Origin of the sequence: Streptococcus sp. CL6.35 (genome assembly GCF_049737915.1) — a bacterium.
Classification (GTDB): domain Bacteria; phylum Bacillota; class Bacilli; order Lactobacillales; family Streptococcaceae; genus Streptococcus.
Map to the genome: position 1 here is coordinate 18,974 of NZ_JBKOTU010000010.1, position 21,245 is coordinate 40,218.

Annotated in this window: 19 protein-coding genes; 16 read left to right on the top strand and 3 right to left on the bottom strand. The window is 36.6% G+C overall.

Annotated features, from left to right (window positions below; all coding sequences use genetic code 11):
- Window positions 1–32 precede the first annotated feature (32 nt).
- The 15 genes from ACLNCP_RS09745 to ACLNCP_RS09815 all read left to right on the top strand — a co-directional run bounded on the left by ACLNCP_RS09745 (window position 33) and on the right by ACLNCP_RS09815 (window position 16,582).
- Window positions 33–848, top strand: coding sequence for an endonuclease/exonuclease/phosphatase family protein (locus tag ACLNCP_RS09745; RefSeq protein WP_000670854.1), 816 nt, complete (start codon window positions 33–35; stop codon window positions 846–848).
- Between the two features lie 138 nt (window positions 849–986).
- Window positions 987–2,330, top strand: coding sequence for a DEAD/DEAH box helicase (locus tag ACLNCP_RS09750; protein ID WP_424844379.1), 1,344 nt, complete (start codon window positions 987–989; stop codon window positions 2,328–2,330).
- An 862-nt stretch (window positions 2,331–3,192) separates the two neighbouring features.
- The gene (locus tag ACLNCP_RS09755) at window positions 3,193–3,525 is read left to right on the top strand and encodes a LytTR family transcriptional regulator DNA-binding domain-containing protein (RefSeq protein ID WP_261074018.1); all 333 of its coding nucleotides are present in this window, start codon (window positions 3,193–3,195) and stop codon (window positions 3,523–3,525) included.
- Window positions 3,526–3,535: 10 nt separating this feature from the next.
- Window positions 3,536–4,276 carry a response regulator transcription factor gene (locus ACLNCP_RS09760; protein ID WP_001019941.1) on the top strand — a complete coding sequence of 247 codons (741 nt, stop codon included), beginning with the start codon at window positions 3,536–3,538 and terminating at the stop codon, window positions 4,274–4,276.
- 10 nt (window positions 4,277–4,286) lie between these two features.
- On the top strand, window positions 4,287–5,612 hold the full coding sequence (locus ACLNCP_RS09765; protein WP_000575877.1) for a GHKL domain-containing protein: 1,326 nt from the start codon (window positions 4,287–4,289) through the stop codon (window positions 5,610–5,612).
- A gap of 358 nt (window positions 5,613–5,970) precedes the next feature.
- Window positions 5,971–6,135 (top strand): Blp family class II bacteriocin, encoded by a 165-nt coding sequence (locus ACLNCP_RS09770; protein WP_000448735.1) that lies wholly within the window; start codon window positions 5,971–5,973, stop codon window positions 6,133–6,135.
- A 60-nt stretch (window positions 6,136–6,195) separates the two neighbouring features.
- A complete protein-coding gene (locus ACLNCP_RS09775; protein WP_000443464.1) occupies window positions 6,196–6,588 on the top strand; it encodes a hypothetical protein in 393 nt (130 codons plus the stop codon).
- Window positions 6,589–7,865: 1,277 nt separating this feature from the next.
- Window positions 7,866–8,165: a bacteriocin immunity protein gene (locus tag ACLNCP_RS09780; RefSeq protein WP_000361394.1), complete on the top strand. Its 300-nt coding sequence runs from the start codon at window positions 7,866–7,868 to the stop codon at window positions 8,163–8,165.
- Between the two features lie 639 nt (window positions 8,166–8,804).
- The gene (metK, locus tag ACLNCP_RS09785; protein WP_424844380.1) at window positions 8,805–9,995 is read left to right on the top strand and encodes a methionine adenosyltransferase; all 1,191 of its coding nucleotides are present in this window, start codon (window positions 8,805–8,807) and stop codon (window positions 9,993–9,995) included.
- Between the two features lie 87 nt (window positions 9,996–10,082).
- Window positions 10,083–11,474, top strand: a complete 1,392-nt coding sequence (gene pgdA / locus ACLNCP_RS09790) for a peptidoglycan-N-acetylglucosamine deacetylase PgdA (protein ID WP_424844381.1) — start codon at window positions 10,083–10,085, stop codon at window positions 11,472–11,474.
- 76 nt (window positions 11,475–11,550) lie between these two features.
- Window positions 11,551–12,393 carry an aldo/keto reductase gene (locus ACLNCP_RS09795; protein WP_023948286.1) on the top strand — a complete coding sequence of 281 codons (843 nt, stop codon included), beginning with the start codon at window positions 11,551–11,553 and terminating at the stop codon, window positions 12,391–12,393.
- 268 nt (window positions 12,394–12,661) lie between these two features.
- Window positions 12,662–13,033 carry a GFA family protein gene (locus ACLNCP_RS09800; RefSeq protein WP_000912013.1) on the top strand — a complete coding sequence of 124 codons (372 nt, stop codon included), beginning with the start codon at window positions 12,662–12,664 and terminating at the stop codon, window positions 13,031–13,033.
- Between the two features lie 35 nt (window positions 13,034–13,068).
- Window positions 13,069–13,986, top strand: a complete 918-nt coding sequence (glyQ, locus tag ACLNCP_RS09805; RefSeq protein WP_000038733.1) for a glycine--tRNA ligase subunit alpha — start codon at window positions 13,069–13,071, stop codon at window positions 13,984–13,986.
- Window positions 13,987–14,245: 259 nt separating this feature from the next.
- Entirely contained in the window at window positions 14,246–16,282 is a 2,037-nt protein-coding gene (gene glyS, locus ACLNCP_RS09810) for a glycine--tRNA ligase subunit beta (RefSeq protein WP_424844382.1), read from the top strand.
- Between the two features lie 42 nt (window positions 16,283–16,324).
- The gene (locus ACLNCP_RS09815) at window positions 16,325–16,582 is read left to right on the top strand and encodes a DUF896 family protein (RefSeq protein ID WP_020903505.1); all 258 of its coding nucleotides are present in this window, start codon (window positions 16,325–16,327) and stop codon (window positions 16,580–16,582) included.
- 115 nt (window positions 16,583–16,697) lie between these two features.
- On the opposite strand, the gene ACLNCP_RS09820 is transcribed toward ACLNCP_RS09815, so the two are convergent.
- From ACLNCP_RS09820 to ACLNCP_RS09830, 3 genes are read right to left on the bottom strand one after another with little or no spacing between them, the layout of a single operon-like run.
- The gene (locus ACLNCP_RS09820; RefSeq protein ID WP_020903506.1) at window positions 16,698–17,942 is read right to left on the bottom strand and encodes an NAD(P)H-dependent oxidoreductase; all 1,245 of its coding nucleotides are present in this window, start codon (window positions 17,940–17,942) and stop codon (window positions 16,698–16,700) included.
- A gap of 18 nt (window positions 17,943–17,960) precedes the next feature.
- Window positions 17,961–18,566 carry an NADPH-dependent FMN reductase gene (locus ACLNCP_RS09825; protein ID WP_020903507.1) on the bottom strand — a complete coding sequence of 202 codons (606 nt, stop codon included), beginning with the start codon at window positions 18,564–18,566 and terminating at the stop codon, window positions 17,961–17,963.
- A gap of 59 nt (window positions 18,567–18,625) precedes the next feature.
- The gene (locus ACLNCP_RS09830; protein WP_084926630.1) at window positions 18,626–19,549 is read right to left on the bottom strand and encodes an FAD:protein FMN transferase; all 924 of its coding nucleotides are present in this window, start codon (window positions 19,547–19,549) and stop codon (window positions 18,626–18,628) included.
- Between the two features lie 309 nt (window positions 19,550–19,858).
- Between ACLNCP_RS09830 and nox the strand changes: the two genes are divergently transcribed.
- Complete coding sequence (gene nox / locus ACLNCP_RS09835; RefSeq protein WP_084886816.1) at window positions 19,859–21,238, top strand: H2O-forming NADH oxidase; 1,380 nt, start codon at window positions 19,859–19,861, stop codon at window positions 21,236–21,238.
- The last annotated feature ends 7 nt before the right edge of the window (window positions 21,239–21,245 follow it).

A 21,245-nucleotide genomic window follows, 5' to 3' on the forward strand; every position in this document is an offset into this window, starting at 1 on the left:
TGTTTTCCAACCTCTTGTTTTGGGAGAAAAGCATGAAATTTTTAACACTCAATACTCATAGCTGGATGGAAAAAGAAGCTGAGGAAAAATTCCAGCTCTTGCTTGAGGATATTCTTGATAAAGACTATGATTTGATTTGTTTCCAAGAAATCAATCAGGAGATCACTTCGCTAGAGGTGGAGGTGAATGACTTTTATCAAGCTTTGCCAGCAGCAGAGCCTATTCACCAAGATCACTATGTTAGACTTTTGGTTGAAAAGTTGTCAGAGCAAGGAAAAAATTACTATTGGACTTGGGCCTATAACCATATTGGTTATGACCGCTATCATGAAGGTGTGGCTATCTTGTCTAAAACACCTATTGAAGCAAGAGAAATTTTGGTTTCAGATGTGGATGATCCAACAGACTATCATACTCGCCGTGTCGCCCTGGCTGAAACTGTAGTCGATGGTAATGAACTTGCAGTTGCCAGTGTCCACCTTTCTTGGTGGGATAAAGGTTTCCAAGAAGAATGGGCACGAATTGAGGCTGTCTTGAAAGAATTGAACAAGCCGCTTTTGCTAGCTGGAGATTTCAACAACCCAGCTGGTCAGGAAGGTTACCAAGCTATTTTAGCTAGTCCATTAGGCTTACAAGACGCATTTGAAGTTGCTCAAGAGAAAAGTGGTAGCTATACTGTTCCACCAGAAATTGATGGATGGAAGGGGAACACTGAACCCCTTCGAATCGACTATGTTTTTACTACCAAGGAGTTAGCGGTGGAAAATTTACATGTCGTATTTGATGGTAACAAGAGTCCACAAGTGAGTGATCACTATGGCTTGAATGCTATTTTAAACTGGAAATAATGACTGAAAAGAGGTTGGGATTCACAAATTCCAGCCTTTTTTACTAGAGAAGCTACTAGAAATAGCCTAAATAAGTGAGACTACTGAAATGGAATAAAATATGGTATAATTGATAGGATAGATAGAATCGAGGATATTATGTCATTTACGAAATTTCAATTTAAAAAATATATTAGTGAAGCCTTGGAGGAGTTGAAATTTACAACTCCAACAGAGGTGCAAGACAAGTTGATTCCTATTGTTTTGACAGGTCGTGACCTAGTCGGTGAATCAAAAACAGGTTCGGGTAAGACTCACACTTTCCTATTGCCGATTTTCCAGCAATTAGATGAAGCCGACGATAGTGTTCAAGCAGTCATTACTGCACCGAGCCGTGAATTAGCTACTCAAATTTACCAAGCAGCCCGTCAGATTGCAGCCCACTCAGATGTCGAAGTTCGTGTGGTTAATTATGTGGGTGGTACGGATAAGGCTCGCCAGATTGACAAATTGGCAAGTAACCAGCCTCATATTGTTATCGGAACGCCTGGCCGTATTTATGACTTAGTTAAGTCTGGTGACCTAGCTATTCACAAGGCTAAGACCTTTGTGGTCGATGAGGCAGATATGACCTTGGATATGGGATTCTTGGAAACTGTTGATAAGATTGCTGGAAGCCTTCCAAAAGACTTGCAATTCATGGTCTTCTCAGCGACTATCCCACAAAAACTGCAACCATTCTTGAAAAAATACTTGTCAAATCCTGTTATGGAGAAAATCAAGACCAAAACGGTCATTTCTGATACCATTGATAATTGGTTGATTTCTACAAAGGGACGTGACAAGAATGCTCAAATTTACCAGTTAACTCAGTTGATGCAACCGTATTTGGCAATGATTTTTGTTAACACTAAAATGCGTGCTGATGAATTGCATTCATATCTGACTGCTCAAGGCTTGAAGGTAGCGAAGATTCATGGAGATATTGCCCCTCGTGAACGCAAGCGTATCATGAACCAGGTGAAAAATCTGGATTTTGAGTACATTGTCGCAACAGACTTGGCAGCGCGTGGGATTGACATTGAAGGTGTCAGCCATGTCATCAATGATGCCATTCCGCAAGATTTATCTTTCTTTGTTCACCGTGTTGGTCGTACTGGAAGAAATGGCCTACCAGGTACAGCTATTACTCTTTATCAGCCAAGCGATGACTCGGATATCTGTGAGTTGGAGAAATTAGGAATTAAATTTACTCCGAAGATGGTCAAAGACGGGGAATTTCAAGATACTTATGACCGTGATCGTCGTGTCAACCGTGAGAAAAAACAAGATAAACTTGATATCGAAATGATTGGTTTGGTTAAAAAGAAAAAGAAAAAAGTCAAACCAGGTTATAAGAAGAAAATTCAATGGGCGGTTGATGAAAAACGCCGCAAAACCAAACGCGCTGAAAATCGTGCTCGCGGTCGTGCAGAGCGTAAAGCAAAACGCCAAACATTTTAATAGTAATTGTTGGAGTACTGAGCTCCAACTTTTTTATTATGTGACTGAAAGTCACATAATAAACTAGCTCATATCAATAAAATAGTAGAAGTTCAAATCAATCTCAATAACTCAGAAAAAAGAAGACTGGCAAAATATGACTGCTTTAAGATGACACTAAAATTTGCTATCAAACTGGAGCATGTGGAGTAAGAAATCAAAATTCTGTAATGGATAGGTGATTACGGATATAAAGTTATAAGACTTGAAACTTTATTTCATAGACTTAATCACTCTTATCCTTCTTAACTTCATAGAGCTCTTCCAAGTAAAAATGAATTTTTTCTTTAATATATTTTAATGATTTATTATTAGTTATGTCTATAACACCAAATACACTATAGTGGTTTCGATAAAGCTCATCATAATCAATTTGACTGCCTATGATGATAACTTCTGATTTTTTTGAACTAAATTGGATAGATTTTAAATAGAGTTTCATTTTTTAGATGTTAGAGACCCTGATTTTATGATAAAATAAGTAGAAGATTTATATTTGTAGTTAATCTTATGTCCTTGTAAAATTTTTGTATTTTTGAATGTTTTTTTAAGAAATAATATTTTAAATACAGAGATAAAATATAGCCAAATAAAGAGTAGTGTAAAATTTGAATTGCCTTCATAGCTTTCCTTTCATTAGAAATTAGTTTATCAAATAAAGATAGATTAGTATTATTGAGATACTAAAAAGTATCTATTTTATCATGAAATGTCTAAATTAAGAAAATTTTTACCATTTTAGATAGTATAGAAACCATTTGAGATTTTTATAATTTAATTTCCATCATTCTGATAAGATTAAACTGATAGAAGGAGGTTAAATATGAAAGACTACATTTTATATCAAGATAGAGCTATAGTAAAGGTATCACTCTCTAAAATTTATTATGTTACAACTCACCCAACAAAAGCTCATGCTGTTCTTTTTGTAACAGCCGAAGGGAATTTTGAAGCTTCAACCTCACTATCTAAAATTGAAGCAGAAAGTACAGAAGAACTTATTAGATGCCATAGAAAGTTTCTTGTGAATAAAGATAAAATAGCAGGATTTAATCATGAGACAAGAACGATTATGTTTTTAGATGATAGAGTATTAGACATTGCTTGTTCTAGAAGACACTTTACAATATTAAAAAATCAGTGGAAAAATATATAGGAGTGAAGTAGTGAATATTTTTATACTAGAAGATAATTTTTTACAACAGACTAGAATTGAAAATGTTGTCAAAAAAATTTTGGTGGATAATAAGATTGAGTATAGGCATTTTGAGGTTTATGGAAAACCTCAACAGCTTTTAGAGGACATTTCAGAGAGAGGAAATCATCAATTATTTTTACTTGATATTGAAATAAAAGATGATGACAAAAGAGGATTAGACGTTGCTAGAGAAATTAGAAAACTTGATTCTCAAGCAGTGATTGCTTTTGTAACATCTCATTCTGAGTTTATGCCTGTATCTTTTGAATATTTAGTATCAGCTATTGATTTCATTGATAAAGAATTACCTGAACCATTATTTATCAAACGAATTGAAAATGTTATTTTAAGTGTTAGCGATAATCAAGGAATAACAGTATCTGAGGACTCTTTTATATTTACAGGATCCAAAGCTCAAATTCAAGTCCCTTTTAAAGATTTATTGTATATTGAAACATCAACAATTGCTCATAAGTTGACTCTCTATTCAAAACGAGACATAGTTGAATTTTATGGACAATTGTCAGATATTCTTAAACAGGAACCACGTTTATTTCAATGTCATAGATCATTTATCGTAAATCCTTATAATATATCTTTAATTGATAAAGAAAATCGGTTAGTTCATTTTCAGAACGGGTCCTCTTGTATTGTCTCTAGATTAAAAATTCGTCCACTTATGAAAGTTATCGAAAGACTTCATGACTAAGGAGATTTAGATGATATTTTTTCTAAATATTATAGGTGTTTTTCTATTGTTATGTATCCATACTAAGGTTGTAGGTGAGAGATTAAATCTAAAAAAAGTAGTAATGTCCATTATTCTGTTCCATCTTTTATCATTACTATTTATTGTTTTGTTTAAATCAACTGGATTTTACTTTCTTGGGTCATTATTGCTTTATCCTACCTTTTTTATCCTATATACTTTGTCTATTGGTAAATTAAGAAGTAAGGTTTCTTTATTACTTTTTTACTCATTATTTCCACTTGGATTTTGGGATGTCATCAAAAATTTTTTAGGTTACTTTATAATTTCTAAGATTCCAATATTGTATAGACTATATGAAACTAATCTAGGAACAATGATTTTCTCTTTATTAGCTGAAATTATTGTGTTTTTTCTTATTAGTCTCTTTCGATATAATTTTAGTCATTTAAAAATAAAGAACTTGGATAGAAAGACAAAATTTATTTTAATTACTGCGGATATTTTAATGCTAGCCTATTTTATCTTACCATCTTATATAAACTACAGTGATAAAGTAAGTTGGGATAGAATGTTGGATTATAAAGAATTATGGACAGCAGTTTACTTTTTATTGTTTATTTGTTTTGTTAATCTCTTGGATAGAAGATTACTTCAAGAACTACAGGAGAAAGTCGTTCTACAAAAAGAAATTCAATTGCAAAATCTTAGTAATTATAGTCAACAAGTTGAGGGGCTGTATCAAGAAATTAGAAGCTTTAGACATGATTATGCTAATATTTTATCGAGCTTAAAAATAGGTATAGATCAAAAAGATATTAATCTGGTTTCTCAAGTTTATGATAGTGTTTTGAAAAATTCTGGTGAAAAATTAAAAGGCAAGCGTTTTGATGTAGCACATCTAAGAAATATCAATGATTTGGCGTTAAAGAGTTTACTATTATCTAAGTTATCGGAGGCCCAAAACTTATCTGTTCCAGTTTCCCTGGAGATTGGTGAACAGTTCTCTATAAAAAATATGGAACAAATAGACTTCTTAACAATTACTTCTATCTTGTTAGATAATGCTATAGAGTCCGCAGCAGAAGGAGGAATAGCAGTTTGTTTCCTTGAGGATACAGAATGGAATAAATTAGTCATGATTGTAAAAAATTCTACTTTAGAAAGAGAGATAGAATTGAGAGATATATTCAAGCGTGACAATTCTTCAAAAGGCGTAGGTCGGGGTATAGGATTGGCCAATGTTCGGAGAATTTTAAAATCTTATCCAAATGTATGTTTGAAAACAACAAGTAAAAATTATGTCTTTACACAGATCTTGGAAATAGAACTTTAAAAGAATCCCCCTTAAAATATTCTATAGAATATTTTAAGGGGGATTCTTTTGTTATGACTTTATATACATTATTTTTTAGCTAGTTCCTGTAAATGAGTTAGGAAATAGTCATAACAATAAAACTGGGCAAAAAAGCTAGAGTGACGACTTCACAATATCTAGCAGCGATTTGTGGAATAAATTTTAAAATGATTTATTTTTAATCTTGAAAGGTTACAAATCATGAAAAAATACGTTTCGTGATGAAAATCGTACATTTTAAGACTTAGCGGTAAAAATCTCTGTTGTTCTGCTATACTGAACTTGTCAAGGTTATAATCTGACAAAAATAATAAAAATTAATATGGAGGTATTCCCCATGGAAACAAAGACAACGATTCAATTTGATGTTTTGGATACCGAAATGTTGGCTAGTATTGAGGGAGGAACAGCTAGTGCAGGGGAAGTTTGCACATTAGCAGGAGCAATGATTGGTAGTTTGGTTGCACCAAGAGCTGGAACTTGGGCTGGAGGTGTTTTATGAGCACAATATTGCACAGCTATATGGGCTATCGCTAGATTTTTATAGAAAAGGGGTTAGTTGATGGAAAGTGGTGAATTTAGGCTAATTTTAGCTCTTTTTATATCTTTTTTTATAATAGGTGTGATTGGAATAGTTCTAAATGTTCCAATAAGCGAAGTTTTAGTTCTTTCTGTAGGTAGTGTGTTTTTTGAGTTGCTGATTCACTTATTAACGCATAATAAGAAGAGAGGAAACATTAGTTTTGAACTATGCTTTAATCGATACAAGCAATTTATTAAAAAGATTTTAGCACCTACATTTTTTCTGTTACTATTATCAATTATTTTTGTCGTTATAGATGGTTATAAGTCGTCATCTGTATTATTTTATACTCATATATTTGTAGTGTTATTTACAGTAGTATACATTATTTGCTCGAATAATATCGAATTACATATTTCAAAAAAAGAATGAGTTAGCGTTTTACTTATAGTATATAATAATAAATTATTTTGAGACATAGTAGTAAAGTGATTGAGCTATAGATATGATGAGGATGGAAATATGGAGATTGTTATAATGAACATAGTTAATTATCTCTTGCTAAAGATTGAATGGATAGTAAGTAATATCTTTATAAAAATGAGCATACTTTGGATGCTTATTTGGTTTCTATACTATTTAAAGAGTGATTTAGCAATGTATTTCTTGTTTTTTGGAAATGGCTTTTTATTATTGCTAATAATTTTTCGATTTGCACTGTATCAAATTAAACTAGTAATGCAGAATGATATTAACTAATTATGTCTAAATCATATTTTTGGTAATCAGATTATAATCATTCTGGACTTTTTCAAGACTTTTTGATAACTCCGATAATGTGTCTATTTAAATTTGAAGATAAGTGGAGTTAGCAACATGTAAATACTTTGTGATAAAAATCGATTTTGTTTTGCTATACTGAACTTGTCAAGGTTATAATCTGACAAAAGATTTCTATTATATACGAGATATTCATCATGGATACAAAAACAATAGAACAAGTTAATGTGTTCAAAGCTGATGCTCTTTCTATTATTGTGTTGAAGGAGGTAAAAATGATTTGGCATGTATTTCAGGTAGGGCAGGGATGACTGAGATAGGCTTTTTATACGCTGGACCTGCTGGTGCTGCGATTCTAGGTGGTGATACAGCTATGCGAGTTTGCTAAAAAGAGAGGATGTACAATGAATAGTTCAATGAGTCAGTTTTCAATTCTAAAAAACAGTGATTTACAAGAGTACTCTGGTGGATTAAATCCCACTTGTGGAGTATGAGTTGGTATGTCAATTTATATAGGTCTAACTGCATTTACTGGTCTTGTTGGTGTTACATTTGCGATTTCAACAGGCGGGCTAGCGGCAGGTAGTTTTTGTTTATAACGAGAAAAGTAATTAGTATATTTTACATTATTTCTCTAGGAGTCTTGTCTTTACTAAAGTCACAAGATATTGTTGATATCATAGCCACTCTACTATTAATTTGTATAGGTTTAAAAGGAATAAACCAAAAGGGAATTTTATAAGGTTGTGATGACGATACTTTTTCGCCTCATTACATGTTTGGACAATGTTTCATCTGTTAATTTCCAAATTGAGAATGGGGATATTGTAACTAAGTGTGATTTTGAGTTAACTAAAGATGTCATGGCTAATGGTTGGATATCATCATTGGGTAGGAGCTATTGTCTTTCAGGTTATAGAGGATAATTTATGGATAAGAGAACAGAAGAAATTCTCAATAAGGTTTACAATTTGATTTTAGATACAGAGATTCATAAAAATGAACGAGATATTTTATTACGTTATAAAACTCTATTAGAGAATACAAAAAATGAACAGAGAGTTGTCATGGAGTTGGCAGAAGCTCTTCGTCAGCAGGCTGTTAGTGGGATTCATAGTCAGAAATCATTGAGCCCAAAGGTTGCGACATTTTATAAAGAAATTGCCACATATGGAGAATTGAGTAAAAATCTAGCTCAAGGATTAATTTCTTTTGGTATAACGAGATAAGGAAAAATGAGCAGAAAAAACTTACCAAATTTGTAACAAGATAAAAAATTAATATAAATGTAAGGAAATATTCGTGATGAATACAAAGGTGAAACAATTTGAAGTAATGGATGAAGCAATGCTATCCAGCATTGAAGGTGAACTCTCATGTTTTGAGAAGGGATTGTTTCTTTAAGGGGATATGGTGGAGCTATTATAGGCTTTTGGATAGGAACTGAATTTTTTTCTACGAAATAGAAAGTTGAGGTACAAATGAAGCAGCGTTTGATAATTGCAATTAGTTTTATAATGACTGGGATAGTCATTAACATTTTATTCAAATCAAATACTATTATTCATAAATTTATTGCTATATTAGGTCTGAGTATGTATTATAGAGGTGTTTTTAGAGAGTATAAAAAATTTAAAAACAATTCAGATTTTGATTTAATTCTGTATATAACAGGATTAAATCCTTTTTGTTTTATGAGAACGAACTATCTAAACAGTAACACTACATTAAAGACTGCAAATTACGCTAAAAAATGGTATAATGATAAAGTTATATAGTCCCGATAAGATGGTAGGTATTCAGCACTAAGAAATTTCCTATCAGTACTTTGTAACTCTATAACACTATTTTTAAGGGGGGACATTTTTATGTCAGAACGTAAATTATTCACGTCTGAATCTGTATCTGAGGGGCATCCAGATAAGATTGCAGACCAAATTTCAGATGCGATTTTGGATGCCATTTTAGCTAAGGATCCAGAGGCGCACGTTGCTGCTGAGACAGCTGTATATACTGGTTCCGTCCACGTTTTTGGTGAAATTTCTACAAATGCCTATGTGGATATTAACCGTGTGGTTCGTGATACCATTGCAGAGATTGGCTACACTAATACAGAATATGGTTTTTCTGCTGAGACTGTAGGAGTACATCCATCTTTGGTGGAACAATCTCCTGACATTGCCCAAGGTGTTAACGAAGCCTTGGAGGTTCGTGGAAATGCAGATCAAGATCCGCTGGACTTAATTGGTGCTGGAGACCAAGGTCTCATGTTTGGCTTTGCAGTGGATGAAACAGAAGAGCTCATGCCTTTGCCAATTTCACTCAGTCATAAATTGGTTCGTCGTCTGGCAGAACTTCGTAAGTCTGGGGAAATTAGCTATCTTCGCCCAGATGCTAAATCACAAGTTACGGTTGAGTATGATGAAAATGACCGTCCAGTACGTGTGGACACAGTTGTTATTTCAACTCAGCACGATCCAGAAGCCAGCAACGAACAAATTCACAATGATGTCATTAATAAGGTTATCAAAGAGGTTATTCCAGCCTCTTACTTGGATGAGCAAACAAAATTCTTCATCAATCCGACTGGTCGTTTTGTAATCGGTGGACCTCAAGGAGACTCAGGTTTGACTGGTCGTAAGATTATCGTAGATACTTATGGTGGCTACTCCCGTCACGGTGGTGGTGCTTTCTCTGGTAAAGATGCGACTAAGGTGGACCGTTCTGCGTCATATGCGGCTCGCTATATTGCCAAGAATATCGTTGCAGCAGGTCTTGCTAAGAAAGCAGAAGTGCAATTAGCTTACGCTATTGGTGTTGCGCAACCCGTCTCTGTTCGTATCGATACCTTTGGTACAGGAACAGTAGCTGAAAGCAAGCTTGAAAAAGCAGCCCGTCAAATATTTGACCTTCGCCCTGCAGGAATTATCCAAATGCTGGACCTCAAGCGCCCAATTTACCGTCAAACAGCGGCTTATGGACACATGGGACGTACAGATATTGATCTTCCATGGGAATGTTTGGATAAGGTAGATGCTTTGAAAGAAGCAGTAAAATAAGATTTTAAGAGGGAGTTCCCCTCTTTTTAATATACTATTTCCTCTAAAATAATTGAAATTATAGCCTGAATTTGATATGATATCTCTATGGATAAAAGTAGAGCAAAACGTGTTGAGCACGATAAAAAGAGAATCGGTTTAATAGCCATGGTAGCTATCTTTTCAGTAAGTATTTGCGTCCTTGGTTCAATGATTGGATACAAAGTATATACAAAGCAAAGTTTTGAACAAAGGATTGAATCTCTCAAGAAAGAGAAAGATGATCAATTAAGTGAGGGAAATCAGAAAGATCATTTTCGTAAGGGACAAGCAGAAGTAATTGCCTATTATCCTCTCCAAGGGGAGCAAGTGATTTCATCTGTAAAAGAAATCATGATACAGGATATTAAGGAAAATCTGGAAGACAAGGAAAATCTGGTTTTTTATTATACGGAGAAACAGGATTCGACTTTAAAAGGGATTGTCAACCGAAGTGTGATGAAACAAGTCTATGATTTAACTTCGTCAAAAGTTGAAGAGACTGAAAAAACTAGTCTGGCAAAAGTACATTTGACAGAAGATGGTAAACCTTTTACACTTGATCAATTATTTTCAGATGCTAGTAAGGCCAAAGAGAAACTGATAAAAGAACTGACTTCTTTTTTACAGGATAAGAAATTGGAGCAAGAAAAGATTGATCAAGTTGTTAAAGGTTTCTCTGACCAAGACTTGTCTGCATGGAATTTTGATTACAAGGATAGTCAGATTATCCTTTATCCAAGTCAGTCAGTTGAAAATCTAGACGAGATTGCCTTGCCAGTATCTAGTTTCTTTGAAGTTATTCAGTCCTCTTATTTATTAGATAAGGATGCAGAGCTATATAAGGCTTATTATGAAAAGAAAAATCGTAAAGTAGTGGCCCTGACTTTTGATGATGGACCAAATCCTGCAACGACAAATCAAGCATTAGATACTCTTTCTAAGTATGGTATCAAGGCAACTTTCTTTGTTCTAGGTAAGAATGTTTCTGGAAATGAAGAGATTTTGAAACGCATGAAATCGGATGGACATGTCATTGGAAACCATAGTTGGAGTCATCCAGTGCTTTCAAAACTTTCCCTTGATGAAGCTAAAAAACAAATTACTGATACTGAGGATGCGCTAACTAAAGTGTTGGGTTCTAGTTCCAAACTCATGCGTCCGCCTTATGGAGCCATTACAGACGACATTCGCAATAGCCTTGATTTGAGCTTTATTATGTGGGATGTGGATAGTCTGGACTGGAAGAACAAAAATGAAGCAGCGATTTTGACAGAAATTCAACGAGAAGTCAAGAATGGTTCTATTATTCTCATGCATGATATCCATGCTGAGACGGTCAATGCTCTACCGAAGGTTATTGACTATTTGAAAGGGCAAGGGTATGACTTTGTGACCATTCCAGATTTGTTAGATACTCGTCTTAAAGCTCACCAGCTCTACTACGACCGCAATCAATAATACACAAAATCTAAAGAGAAAAGTTTTCCTTGAAAATTTGGCTCTTTGGATTTTCTTCTCATAGAAAGGAAAAATAATGAAATCTTATACTTTAAACAATGGTGTTACAATTCCAGTACTGGGATTTGGAACCTGGAAAGCTGAAAATGGAGAGATTGCATATCAAGCTGTACTAGAGGCTTTAAAGGCAGGCTATCGCCATATCGATACGGCAGCTATTTATAAAAATGAAGAAAGCGTTGGTCGTGCCATTCAAGATAGTGGAGTTCTGCGTGAGGAAATTTTTGTAACCAGCAAACTCTGGAATACAAATCATAGCTATGAGCAAGCTCGTCAGGCTTTTGAAGAGTCTTTAGAGAAACTTGGCTTGGATTATTTGGATTTGTATTTGATTCATTGGCCAAATCCAAAACCGCTCAGAGAAAATAACCACTGGAAAATCCGAAATTCAGAAGTTTGGAGAGCTATGGAAGACCTCTATCAAGAAGGCAAAATCCGTGCTATTGGAGTTAGTAATTTCCTTCCCCATCATTTGGATGCCTTGCTTGAAACAGCAACTATCGTTCCAGCGGTCAATCAAGTTCGTTTGGCTCCAGGTGTGTATCAAGAGGAAGTGGTAGATTACTGTCTAGAAAAAGGAATTTTATTGGAAGCTTGGGGCCCTTTTGGTCAGGGAGAACTGTTTGATAGCAAGCAAGTGCAAGAAATCGCGTTAAATCATGGTAAATCGGTTGCTCAGATAGCCTTGGCCTGGAGCTTAGCAGAAGGATTTTTACCACTTCCAAAATCTGTCACAGCTTCTCGTATTCAGGCTAATCTTGATTGCTTTGGAATTGAACTGAGTCATAAGGAACGTGAAACCTTAAAAACAATTGTTGTTCAGTCTGGTGCTCCACGAGTTGATGATATGGATTTCTAGAAAATCATAAAAAGAATTGTACATTGTGCTAATTTTTGATATAATAGTCAGCAGGAAAGAAAGTCTTATGGCGTTCTTCAAGCGAACTTGGGATAGTGGGAGCCAAGTAGGGCAAAATAAAGAACTGGCGCTTTCTGTAATATTTTTAAAAACAATGAAGTAATAAATTAGGGTGGAACCGCGTTTCTGACGCCCCTAGTCGCAAGGCTTGGGTGTTGAAATTCGGTTCTTTTTGAATTCGTCTAATGCCTAAGTAGAAAGGAGCATAATGCTTAAAGGATCTTGTTTATGTAAAGCAGTGACCTACACTCTAGATGAGGAATTATCGGAATTAGTTTTTTGTCATTGCTCATTTTGTCGGAAAGCAACTGCGTCTGCCTATACAGTTAATGCTAAAGTTAGCAGTGAAAAGCTAGTATTGCATGGAAAAGAAAAGCTTGTTTCCTATAGTTCTTCTCCAGGAAAACAGCGTTATTACTGCCAGAACTGTCATAGTCAAATTTTCACTGTTCAAGAAAATATACCAGAAGTCTGTGCTTTGAAATTAGGTACAATAGATGAAAGCGATCAGAATTTACAAACTGTTCCTAAACGTCATATTTTTCAGGACCCAGCCTTTTCTTGGTTGCTTGAAAAATAAATCTAAGAAGATAATATAAATTAAAGGAGTATTCAATGTCTAAGAAATTAACATTTCAAGAAATTATTTTGACTTTGCAACAATTTTGGAATGACCAAGGTTGTATGCTTATGCAGGCTTATGATAATGAAAAAGGTGCGGGAACAATGAGTCCTTACACTTTCCTTCGCGCTATCGGACCTGAGCCATGGAATGCGGCTTATGTAGAGCCATCACGTCGTCCTGCTGACGGTCGTTACGGAGAAAATCCTAACCGTCTTTACCAACACCACCAATTCCAGGTGGTCATGAAGCCATCTCCATCAAACATCCAAGAACTTTACCTTGAGTCTTTGGAAAAATTGGGAATCAATCCTTTGGAGCACGACATCCGTTTTGTTGAGGATAACTGGGAAAACCCATCAACTGGTTCAGCTGGTCTTGGTTGGGAAGTTTGGCTTGACGGTATGGAAATCACTCAGTTCACTTATTTCCAACAAGTCGGTGGATTGGCAACTGGCCCTGTGACTGCGGAAGTTACCTATGGTTTAGAGCGTTTGGCTTCTTACATTCAAGAAGTAGACTCTGTCTATGATATCGAATGGGCTGATGGTGTAAAATACGGAGAAATCTTCATCCAGCCTGAGTACGAACACTCAAAATATTCATTTGAAATTTCGGATCAAGAAATGTTGCTTGAAAACTTTGATAAGTTTGAAAAAGAAGCTGGTCGTGCTTTGGAAGAAGGTTTGGTTCACCCCGCCTATGACTATGTTCTCAAATGTTCACATACCTTTAACCTGCTTGATGCGCGTGGTGCCGTATCTGTAACCGAACGCGCAGGCTATATCGCCCGTATCCGTAACTTGGCCCGTGTCGTAGCTAAAACCTTTGTCGCAGAACGAAAACGCCTAGGCTACCCACTTTTAGATGAAGCAACACGAGCTAAACTCTTAGCAGAAGACGCAGAATAGTGAGTAATATTGTGCTCTAAAATCGTTAGAGGCAAGTCGAAGACTTGCTAGAGGGATATGCACCGCCGTACTGTTATGTGGGGATTTTTGAAACCTTAGGTTCAAAAATTAGTCAGCTAAATCCACTTTGATGAGACTGTTGGAAATCTTGATCAATTTAGTATTAGATTTCCATACAGACTCACAAAGTTAGTTAGCGACGTCCCCAGTACCTAAGGTGCATATCAAAAAAGATTGAAGAAAATGTAAAGGAAAAAACATGACAAAAAACTTATTAGTAGAACTCGGTCTTGAAGAATTACCAGCCTATGTTGTCACACCAAGTGAAAAACAACTAGGCGAAAAAATGGTAGCCTTCCTCAAGGAAAACCGCCTGTCTTTTGAAGCTATTCAAACCTTCTCAACACCCCGTCGTTTGGCTGTTCGTGTGACTGGTCTTGCAGACAAACAGTCTGATTTGACAGAAGATTTTAAGGGGCCAGCAAAGAAAATTGCCTTGGATAGTGATGGAAATTTCACAAAAGCAGCTCAAGGATTTGTCCGAGGAAAAGGCTTGACTGTTGAAGATATCGAATTTCGTGAAATTAAGGGTGAAGAATATGTCTATGTCACTAAGGAAGAAATTGGTCAAGCAGTTGAAGCCATTGTTCCTGGTGTTGTAGATGTCTTGAAGTCCTTGACTTTCCCTGTCAGCATGCACTGGGCTAACAACACCTTTGAATATATCCGCCCTGTTCACACTTTAACTGTTCTTTTAGATGAAGAAGAGTTTGATTTGGATTTCCTTGATATCAAGGGAGATCGTGTCAGCCGTGGTCATCGTTTCTTGGGACAAGAAACTAAGATTCAGTCAGCATTGAGCTACGAAGAAGACCTTCGTAAGCAGTTTGTAATCGCGGATCCTCGTGAACGTGAGCAAATGATTGTTGACCAAATCAAAGCAATCGAAACTGAGCATGGTGTACGTATCGAAATTGATGCTGATTTGCTTAATGAAGTCTTGAACTTGGTTGAATACCCAACTGCCTTTATGGGAAGTTTTGATGCCAAATACCTTGAAGTTCCAGAAGAAGTTTTGGTGACTTCAATGAAAGAACACCAACGTTACTTTGTTGTTCGTGATCAAGACGGTAAACTCTTGCCAAACTTCATTTCTGTTCGTAACGGAAACGCAGAGTATTTGGAAAATGTCATTAAAGGAAATGAAAAAGTCTTAGTAGCTCGCTTAGAAGACGGTGAATTCTTCTGGCGTGAAGACCAAAAATTGGTGATTTCAGATCTTGTTGAAAAATTAAACAATGTCACCTTCCATGAGAAGATTGGTTCCCTTCGTGAACACATGATTCGTACGGGGCAGATTGCTATTCTCTTGGCAGAAAAAGCTGGTTTGTCAGCGGATGAAACGATTGACTTAGCTCGTGCAGCAGCCATTTACAAGTTTGACTTGTTGACAGGTATGGTTGGCGAATTTGACGAGCTCCAAGGAATTATGGGTGAGAAATATGCCCTTCTTGCTGGTGAAACTCCAGCGGTGGCAGCTGCTATTCGTGAACACTACATGCCTACTTCAGCTGAAGGAGAACTTCCAGAGAGCAAGGTTGGAGCCATTCTAGCCATTGCAGACAAATTGGATACGATTTTGAGTTTCTTCTCAGTAGGCTTGATTCCATCAGGTTCTAATGACCCTTATGCCCTTCGTCGTGCGACCCAAGGTGTTGTTCGTATCTTGGATGCCTTTGGTTGGCACATTGCTATGGACGAGCTGATAGATAGCCTTTATGCATTGAAATTTGATAGCTTGACTTATGAAAATAAGGCAGAGGTTATGGATTTTATCAAGGCTCGTGTTGATAAGATGATGGGTTCTACTCCAAAAGATATCAAGGAAGCCGTTCTTGCAGGATCAAACTTTGTTGTGGCGGATATGTTGGAAGCAGCAAGTGCTCTCGTAGAAGCAAGCAAGGAAGAAGACTTCAAACCATCTGTTGAATCACTTTCTCGTGCCTTTAACTTGGCTGAAAAGGTAGAAGGAGTTGCAACAGTTGATTCAGCACTTTTTGAAAATGACCAAGAAAAAGCTTTGGCGGAAGCAGTAGAATCACTTATTTTATCAGGATCTGCCAGTCAGCAATTGAAACAACTCTTTGCTCTTAGCCCAGTCATTGATGCATTCTTTGAGAATACCATGGTTATGGCCGAAGATCAGGCTGTCCGTCAAAATCGTTTGGCTATCTTGTCTCATTTAACTCAAAAAGCAGCTAAACTTGCACGTTTTAACCAAATCAATACCAAATAAAATCTGTTAAACGGATTAAATCCTATCATAAAGGAGAGAAACATGGATCCTAAAAAAATTGATCGTATCAACGAGCTTGCCAAAAAGAAAAAAATAGAAGGCTTGACCCCAGAAGAAAAAGTAGAACAAGCCAAACTACGTGAGGAGTACATCGAAGGTTATCGTCGCACTGTTCGTCACCACATCGAGGGAATAAAAATTGTGGATGAAGAAGGAAATGATGTTACACCAGAGAAACTACGTCAGGTACAACGTGAAAAAGGTTTACATGGCCGTAGTCTCGATGATCCAAATTCATAATAAGTATTCTTTCTTTTAATAAGGATAGATAAAATAATAACCAAAAGACTAGCAGTTTTTGTCTGCTAGTCTTTTTTCGCTAAAAAAGGAACCAATATGGTTCCCAAAACTATTATTAGTTACTTGCGCCAGATGTAGCGTCTGCGCCACCACCGTGGCCTCCAGCATCACCTGCATCAGAAGCTCCAGATGTAGCATCTGCATCGCCGTGACCATGTCCGCCAGCAGGAGCTGCAGCATTTCCACCAACTAGACGTTGACCAGTTGTATTAAGGTACCAGTCAAGCCATGGTTGGAAATTAAAGATGATTTCATTGATTCCAGCATATGAACCATCTGGATAGTACATTGCTTGGTAATTATGGGTATTAATAACACCTTCAGGTGTTCCTGGTACAATTGTACGGACATATTCTTGGTCCCCATTACGCAATACGCCGACAACCCATTCAACGTTTTTCATTCTAGAATCTGGCAATGTACCGTGTACTGTTCCTAATCTATTTCCTGATTGAGCACGGACACGTTTACCAAACATTGTATCTGGGTCTTGGTGTGCGTTATTAAAGTACAAGAATTGATTATTATCATCTGCAAATGTCAATTCAAATGGCATTGCTTTCAAGAACATGTCAAGTTGGTTAACTGTCAAGATACCGTGGTCTAATTTAACGTAAGTATCTCCAGAAACAGCTCCAACAAGTTCAGCAGCTTTTTCTACCCATTCAGGATCATCTGGATCAACACCTTGGATAGTAGTTGCAATTGAATTTGTACAATATAAATCTTCTGGCTCAATTGGTTTTGGTTTTTTCAATTTTGAAACGACTCCCACATATTTTACAAAGTTGTCCAAGCATGTTTCAAGGAAATTAACAGTTCCTTCATTCGTGATATTTCCATTAACATCAAAAGCTTCTTTAGCTTTACCAAGAAGGAATTCATTTCCTGGAAGAGTGTAGGCATTGACACCTGGAGCGTCAAGAATCTTACGAAGGTGAACTTGGGCACGAGAAGTACCTTGGTCGTAGTAAGAAGCTCCCACAATCATGACTGGTTTGTTTTCAAATGGATGAACCTCGTATGAAAGCCATTCAAGAACTGATTTAAGAGAAGCTGAGATTGTGTGGTTGTGCTCAGGAGTAGCAATAATGACACCATCAGCACGCGTAATTCTGTTATACAAGAGACGCAATTGGAAGCTTTCGTCCCATTTTTCGTCTTGGTTAAACATTGGAACTTCATCAATTTCGAGAACTTCTAATTCAAATTTGAGTTTGAAGTGACGACGGATGAATTCCAAGAGTTTACGGTTATATGATTGATCGTAGTTTGATCCTACAAGTCCAACAAATTTCATTCTTTTTGGTCTCCTATCTTACAAATTTTCCCAGTCAAAGTCTTCAGCATCTTTGCGAAGTAGGGCTTGTGCGTTGCGCAATTTTTCTGTAATTTTTACAAAGATACGGAAGTCGTCAAAAGTGGCATCTAATTTTTTGATAACATCAAGATCCACTAGAACTCCACTTGGATTGAAGGCTTGAAGAGAATGTGAAAGCAAGAATTCATCTGGAAGGACACTTGCTTTGATTTCTGGGGCATTCAAGATTTGGCGAAGTTGTAATTGGGCACGTGATGAACCAAGCGTACCATATGAAGCACCTGTAATCATGATTGGTTTGTTCAAAAGTGGATAGATACCATAAGACAACCAAGCAAGAGCGCTCATCAAAACAGCTGGGATAGAGTGGTCATACTCAGGAGTACCAATAATAACGCCATCTGCCTCTTCAATTTTAGCAGCAATTTCTAAAATTTCAGCAGGTACTTGCTTGTCAGCTGGTTTGTTGAAGACAGGAATGTCTTTAATTTCAACAAGTTCAATTTCAGCTTTTTCAGCAAAGTGTTTTTGCATGTATTGAAGCAATTGGCGGTTTGTAGAACGTTTTGAATTTGTTCCAACAATAGCAATAAGTTTTAACATGAGATTTCCTTTCTCTTTTTACATAATACAATTTTAAAACTCCATTGAAACATTTGTTTCTATAGAGTAGGAATTCCTGAAGAACAGCTTAGGTGACCTTCCTTATCGATGAGGATAGCTTCGATGCCCTCCAAACTTTCGACTTGCCAGAGGATAGAAGCAGGTCTTTCTCCAAATAGACGAGTTGTCCAGATTTCACCATCAACTGATTTATCAGAGATGATTGTTAGACTCGCTAGTTCCGTTTCAACAGGATATCCTGTTTGGCTGTCAAAAATATGATGGTAATCTTTTCCATCGACTGTCAGGTGACGTTCATAAATGCCTGAAGTGACGACAGATTGATTGACAACGGGGATGGTCATTAAGTGATTTCCCCGAGGATTGGCTGGGTCTTGAATCCCGATTTGCCAAGGTTGATTTCCTCTTGCCTGATTTTTTCCAATAGTCAGGATATTCCCTCCCAGATTGATCAAGGCAGATGTTACTCCCTCTTCTCTCAGAAATTGGGCAACTTTATCCGCACTATAACCCTTGGCTAAACAACCAAGATCAATCTTCATTCCTTTCTGTTTCAAGAATACAGTGTAAGTAGAAGAATCTAACTCGATAGAATGAGGATTGATTAAAGGAAGTACCGATTCAATTTCTTGAGGTTGTGCGACTTTGGCATCCGAAAAACCGATGCGCCAGGTTTGAATTAAGGGACCAATACTGATGTTGAGATGGCTAGAGGGCGCTAGGCTATGCTCTAAACCAAGTGAAATCAGTTCAAACAGGTCTGGATGAACCTTGACAGGAGCTATTCCAGCTTGATAATTGATTTCCATCAACTCAGATTCTTGGCTATTGGCGTTGAAGCGGTATTCGAGCTCTTTGAGCAAATCAAAGGATTTTTGGAGCAAGATATCTGCTCGCTCATCCACTAATGAAATAGTGATAGTGGTTCCCATTAGGCGTTCAGAATGTGAACTTAGAGGCAAGCTACCAACTCCTTTCTCTTATGAAAAGAAGGTTGAAACATAGTAAATTTATGAAAAATGAACCCCTTACATTTTCTTTCCATGATACTAGCATACCATAAAGTCAGCGTTTTCACAAATAAAATTTGTAAACTTGTCAAGAAATATGCTCAGAAAATATAAAGAGTAATTGTAAGAAAGGCTGATAAAATACAGATTATTTACATTTTTTTACAAAAAAATCGGGAAAATTAGCTAAACTCTTGTAAACGCTAACAGTAAATGTTATACTAGAAGAGTAAATTTTAAATTAAAGGTAGGAATTTTTCTATGAGTAAAATCGTTGTAGTTGGTGCTAACCACGCTGGTACAGCATGTATTAATACTATGTTGGATAATTTTGGTAATGAGAACGAAATTGTTGTATTCGACCAAAACTCTAACATCTCTTTCCTAGGATGTGGAATGGCCCTTTGGATTGGTGAACAAATTGACGGTGCTGAAGGCTTGTTCTATTCTGATAAAGAAAAATTGGAAGCTAAGGGTGCTAAGGTTTACATGAATTCACCAGTTCTTTCAATCGACTATGATAACAAAGTAGTTACAGCTGAAGTTGAAGGAAAAGAACACAAAGAATCATACGAGAAATTGATTTTTGCTACGGGTTCTACACCAATCTTGCCACCAATCGAAGGTGTTGAAATTGTTAAAGGAAACCGTGAATTTAAAGCAACTCTTGAAAACGTACAATTCGTGAAATTGTACCAAAATGCTGAAGAAGTTATTAATAAACTTGCTGACAAGAGCCAACACCTCGACCGTATCGCCGTTGTTGGTGGTGGTTACATCGGTGTTGAACTTGCTGAAGCCTTTGAGCGTCTTGGAAAAGAAGTTGTCCTTGTTGATATCGTTGATACTGTTTTGAACGGTTACTATGACAGAGACTTCACACAAATGATGGCGAAGAACTTGGAAGACCACAACATTCGCTTGGCTCTTGGTCAAACTGTTAAAGCAATCGAGGGTGACGGTAAAGTTGAACGCTTGATTACTGATAAAGAAACTTTCGATGTGGATATGGTTATCCTTGCAGTTGGTTTCCGTCCAAATACTGCTCTTGCTGATGGTAAGATTGAACTCTTCCGTAACGGTGCCTTCCTTGTAAACAAGAAACAAGAAACTTCACTTCCTGGTGTATTTGCTGTTGGAGACTGTGCGACTGTTTATGACAACGCTCGTAAAGATACAAGCTACATCGCACTTGCTTCAAACGCAGTTCGTACTGGTATTGTTGGTGCTTACAATGCTTGTGGACATGAATTGGAAGGAATCGGTGTTCAAGGTTCAAACGGTATCTCAATCTACGGTCTTCACATGGTTTCAACTGGTTTGACTCTTGAAAAAGCTAAAGCTGCTGGTTACAACGCAACTGAAACAGGCTTTAACGATCTTCAAAAACCAGAATTCATGAAACATGATAACCATGAAGTTGCCATCAAGATTGTCTTTGACAAAGATAGCCGTGAAATTCTTGGTGCACAAATGGTTTCACACGATTCTGCAATCAGCATGGGAATCCACATGTTCTCACTTGCTATCCAAGAGCATGTGACAATTGATAAATTGGCATTGACAGACCTATTCTTCTTGCCACACTTTAACAAACCATACAACTACATCACAATGGCTGCCCTTACAGCTGAAAAATAAAAATGAA

Excerpts from the sequence above, each read along its gene's own strand:
- ACLNCP_RS09745 (WP_000670854.1), top strand. The coding sequence starts at position 33 with ATGAAATTTTTAACACTCAATACTCATAGCTGGATGGAAAAAGAAGCT.
- ACLNCP_RS09750 (WP_424844379.1), top strand. The coding sequence starts at position 987 with ATGTCATTTACGAAATTTCAATTTAAAAAATATATTAGTGAAGCCTTG.
- ACLNCP_RS09755 (WP_261074018.1), top strand. The coding sequence starts at position 3,193 with ATGAAAGACTACATTTTATATCAAGATAGAGCTATAGTAAAGGTATCA.
- ACLNCP_RS09765 (WP_000575877.1), top strand. The coding sequence starts at position 4,287 with ATGATATTTTTTCTAAATATTATAGGTGTTTTTCTATTGTTATGTATC.
- ACLNCP_RS09770 (WP_000448735.1), top strand. The coding sequence starts at position 5,971 with ATGGAAACAAAGACAACGATTCAATTTGATGTTTTGGATACCGAAATG.
- ACLNCP_RS09775 (WP_000443464.1), top strand. The coding sequence starts at position 6,196 with ATGGAAAGTGGTGAATTTAGGCTAATTTTAGCTCTTTTTATATCTTTT.
- ACLNCP_RS09780 (WP_000361394.1), top strand. The coding sequence starts at position 7,866 with ATGGATAAGAGAACAGAAGAAATTCTCAATAAGGTTTACAATTTGATT.
- metK (WP_424844380.1), top strand. The coding sequence starts at position 8,805 with ATGTCAGAACGTAAATTATTCACGTCTGAATCTGTATCTGAGGGGCAT.
- pgdA (WP_424844381.1), top strand. The coding sequence starts at position 10,083 with ATGGATAAAAGTAGAGCAAAACGTGTTGAGCACGATAAAAAGAGAATC.
- ACLNCP_RS09795 (WP_023948286.1), top strand. The coding sequence starts at position 11,551 with ATGAAATCTTATACTTTAAACAATGGTGTTACAATTCCAGTACTGGGA.
- ACLNCP_RS09800 (WP_000912013.1), top strand. The coding sequence starts at position 12,662 with ATGCTTAAAGGATCTTGTTTATGTAAAGCAGTGACCTACACTCTAGAT.
- glyQ (WP_000038733.1), top strand. The coding sequence starts at position 13,069 with ATGTCTAAGAAATTAACATTTCAAGAAATTATTTTGACTTTGCAACAA.
- glyS (WP_424844382.1), top strand. The coding sequence starts at position 14,246 with ATGACAAAAAACTTATTAGTAGAACTCGGTCTTGAAGAATTACCAGCC.
- ACLNCP_RS09815 (WP_020903505.1), top strand. The coding sequence starts at position 16,325 with ATGGATCCTAAAAAAATTGATCGTATCAACGAGCTTGCCAAAAAGAAA.
- ACLNCP_RS09820 (WP_020903506.1), bottom strand. The coding sequence starts at position 17,942 with ATGAAATTTGTTGGACTTGTAGGATCAAACTACGATCAATCATATAAC.
- ACLNCP_RS09825 (WP_020903507.1), bottom strand. The coding sequence starts at position 18,566 with ATGTTAAAACTTATTGCTATTGTTGGAACAAATTCAAAACGTTCTACA.
- nox (WP_084886816.1), top strand. The coding sequence starts at position 19,859 with ATGAGTAAAATCGTTGTAGTTGGTGCTAACCACGCTGGTACAGCATGT.